Origin of the sequence: Sphaerochaeta sp. S2, assembly GCF_016406725.1 — a bacterium.
Lineage (GTDB): Bacteria > Spirochaetota > Spirochaetia > Sphaerochaetales > Sphaerochaetaceae > Sphaerochaeta.
This window is the reverse complement of sequence record NZ_JAEKNT010000478.1, coordinates 1-2,474: the sequence shown is the minus strand read 5'-3', so window position 1 is coordinate 2,474 and position 2,474 is coordinate 1. Positions and strand designations below refer to the sequence as shown.

General features: G+C 49.6%; 3 protein-coding genes. 1 reads left to right on the top strand and 2 read right to left on the bottom strand.

Features of this window, described 5'->3' with window-relative positions:
* Together JF818_RS13905 and JF818_RS13900 are read right to left on the bottom strand one after the other, a co-directional pair.
* The coding region (locus JF818_RS13905; RefSeq protein ID WP_370570347.1) for an L-fucose/L-arabinose isomerase family protein at window positions 1-812 on the bottom strand (812 nt) is incomplete at its 3' end.
* Window positions 813-815: 3 nt separating this feature from the next.
* On the bottom strand, window positions 816-1,520 hold the full coding sequence (locus JF818_RS13900; RefSeq protein WP_233067907.1) for an L-ribulose-5-phosphate 4-epimerase: 705 nt from the start codon (window positions 1,518-1,520) through the stop codon (window positions 816-818).
* Window positions 1,521-1,719: 199 nt separating this feature from the next.
* Between JF818_RS13900 and JF818_RS13895 the strand changes: the two genes are divergently transcribed.
* Window positions 1,720-2,379, top strand: coding sequence for a heavy-metal-associated domain-containing protein (locus JF818_RS13895; protein WP_198892578.1), 660 nt, complete (start codon window positions 1,720-1,722; stop codon window positions 2,377-2,379).
* Window positions 2,380-2,474 lie beyond the last annotated feature (95 nt).

The window sequence follows — 2,474 nt, the reverse complement described above, 5'->3', positions numbered from 1 at the left end:
AAGCCAAACTCCGTCTGGAATGCTGGCCAGCACTTGTTCGCAAAGGCAACAAACTGGCGGTCCCCCTTGTGCTGTTCAACCCAGTCAAGCAATGTCAACTCATATTGGGCAAGCCTGGGCAGGATCCCCTCGTAGGGACTGCTGCCGATTTCACTTGCCATCTCCTTCACCAGGGAATCAATGCGCTTGTCATCCTTGTGTTTGTTATAAGCGACCAGCAGGTCAAGCTCGCTGTTCTCCTCGATCTCCACCCCGAGATCGAACAATCCCTGGATGGGTGCATTGCATGCCATAAAATCCTGTGGTCTTGGACCAAAGGAGATAATCTTCAATTGCTTGAGGGATATGACGGCTCTTGCAACCGGGATGAATTCCTCGATCATGGTGGCAACTTCCCGGGCAGTACCGACAGGATACTCAGGGATATGTGCACGCAAGGAGCGCAATGCCAAATTATAGGAACAGTTGAGCATCCCGCAGAAAGCATCCCCCCTGCCATCATGCAAATCCCCGTCTCCCTCCGCCGCGGCAACATACATCACCGGTCCGTCGAAGTATTTGGCAAGCAGGGTCTCGGCAGTCTCCGGGCCAAAGTTACCCAAGAATACCACCAGGGCATTGACCTCGTGCTTCATGGTATCTTCCAACGCAGCGCGCATATCCTTCTCATCCTCAACGGTAATAGGGCATTCGTAAATGGGATCCTGATATGCTTCCTTTACTGCTTTCCTTCTTCGTTCACTCAAAGCCTTGGGAAAGCAACTGCGGCTTACCGCGACCAGCCCCAAGCGGACCTGTGCAATATTATTCATAGCTTACTCCTGGTTCTTCTGCCCATAGTAGGCATTCTTTCCATGTTTTCTCAGATAGTGCTTATCCAGCAGGACCTGGTCCATCGTCCGTTTAGGATTCTGTTCCAACAGCACTGTGTGATAGGCCATGTTGGCCACCTCCTCCAGCACTACTGCATTCTCCACTGCCTTCTTTGCACTGGAACCCCAGGTAAATGGGCCATGACTGTGAACCAGTACCGCTGGGATTGAAAGAGGATCAAGGGAGGCAAACCGTTCAACGATGACCTTACCGGTCTCTTCCTCGTAGGCTGTCTCAATCTCCTTGTTTTCCATCTCCCTGGTGCAGGGAATCTCCCCATAGAAATAATCAGCATGGGTGGTGCCGAGGGCCGGGATACCCCGTCCAGCTTGGGCAAAAATGGTTGCCCATCGGCTATGGGTGTGTACAACCGCCTTGATCTCTCCAAAATGGTTGAATAGATAGCGGTGGGTAGGGGTATCGGAAGAGGGGTTGTAGGAACCTTCCACAATCTTGCCGGTTGCAAGTTCCACCACCACCATCTTGTCGGCGGTAAGGTCCTCATAAGGGACCCCGGAGGGTTTGATGACCATGAACTCACGCTTTGGGTCAACCGCAGATACATTACCCCAGGTGAAGGTGATCAAGCGATAGTGCTCAAGCAACAGGTTTGCTTCACACACTTCTTCTTTCAGCTGTTCCAACATGATAACTCCTTCAGGAGCCTTAAAAGGCTTCCTCTGTCCAAAAAAAATCCATACGAAAAGAGCCCCAATCCCTTTCGCAGGTATGACAATTCTATCATACAAACAGCGCTTGCTCATCTTCTTTTTCTCCTCTTGACAAAAGGAAGCGAAACATATTATATGAATATATGTTCATATATTGAAAAGATAGGAGACTTACATGGCCGACAAGTGTATCTGGAATGTACAAAATCTTGACTGTGCTGCCTGTGCTGCCACCATAGAAGAAAACCTGAATAAGGTGGAAGGCGTAAAACGGGCACGGGTTGACTATGCAAAAAAACAGATTCACGTCCAAAGTACCGATGACAGGGATGATGCATTCTTTCAATCACTGATAGCAGAAGCAAAACGCGTGGAACCTGCCTTGAAGGTTTCATCCCAGCCAAACCAGGGAAAACATACCTCATTGCGTATGCTTATACGCATCACTTTCTCTGCACTCTTCTTTGCCCTTGCCTTCTTCCTTGAAATCCCGTTGCTTTTCATTCCCAGTTATCTCATTGCCGGATACTCAGTGCTTATCAAGGCAGGGACAAACCTGTTGCACGGAAAGGTGTTTGATGAGAATTTCCTCATGAGTATTGCCACCCTAGGAGCTCTCGCCATCCGAGAGACAGGGGAAGCATCTGCTGTAATGTTGCTCTACCTTATCGGGGAGTTCTTCCAGGACCGTGCAGTGCAGAAGAGCAGGAATGCGGTAATGGGGGTCCTTGACCTGAGAGCAGATGAGGCAAGGATCATCAGCGAAGGAAAACTGGAGATGGTCGACAGTGAATCGGTTGCAGTTGGAAGCATCATCAGGGTGCTGGCAGCATAGAAGATTCCCTTGGATGGTATTATCATCAGAGATTCATCAACCTTGAATATGCAATCCCTGACCGGAGTGTCCCTTCCACAGAATGCAGAGAAAGC

What these genes read in the sequence shown, in the direction of transcription:
- JF818_RS13895 (WP_198892578.1), top strand. Translation starts at nt 1,720, where the DNA reads ATGGCCGACAAGTGTATCTGGAATGTACAAAATCTTGACTGTGCTGCC.
- JF818_RS13900 (WP_233067907.1), bottom strand. Translation starts at nt 1,520, where the DNA reads ATGTTGGAACAGCTGAAAGAAGAAGTGTGTGAAGCAAACCTGTTGCTT.